We start from the raw sequence: 440 nt of genomic DNA, 5'->3' as shown, positions 1-440 counted from the left end.
CTCCGCCCGGCCAGGTTGAGAAACTCGGAACGCAATGTGGCGTCACGCTCCAGCCCGCCCAGCCAGGTCGAGGTCACCGTTGAGGCCCCCCGGGCCTTCGCGCCCCGCAGGGTCATGCACAGGTTCTCGGCTTCGACAATCACACCGATGCCACCGTGGTCCGGGACGACCCGTTGCAGGCCGTCGGCGATCTGCTGAGTGACGTTCTCCTGGACCTGCAACCCGCGAGTGGCGCGTTCGACCAGCCGCGCCAACTTCGACAGCCCCAACAGCCGCGCGCCCGGAAGATATCCGACAGTCGCCGACCCGACGAATGGCAGCAGGTGATGGGCGCAGATCGCAGCGAACGCCACATCCTGCACGATGACGAACCCCTGATGCTTCGCATCGTTGACGAAGTCTGTCGCCTCGAACGGCGCCGGCGTCAGGACCTCGCCATA

The 440-nt window shown here is 66.4% G+C and carries 1 protein-coding gene; it reads right to left on the bottom strand.

Annotated features, from left to right (window positions below; all coding sequences use genetic code 11):
- The coding region (gene folE / locus F8279_RS29980) for a GTP cyclohydrolase I (RefSeq protein ID WP_151501736.1) at nt 1-440 on the bottom strand (440 nt) is incomplete at both ends.

Source organism: Micromonospora sp. AMSO1212t (assembly GCF_008868145.1).
Classification (GTDB): domain Bacteria; phylum Actinomycetota; class Actinomycetes; order Mycobacteriales; family Micromonosporaceae; genus Micromonospora; species Micromonospora tulbaghiae.
The sequence above is the reverse complement of the archived record's forward strand: the minus strand, read 5'-3'. Positions and strand labels throughout refer to the sequence as shown.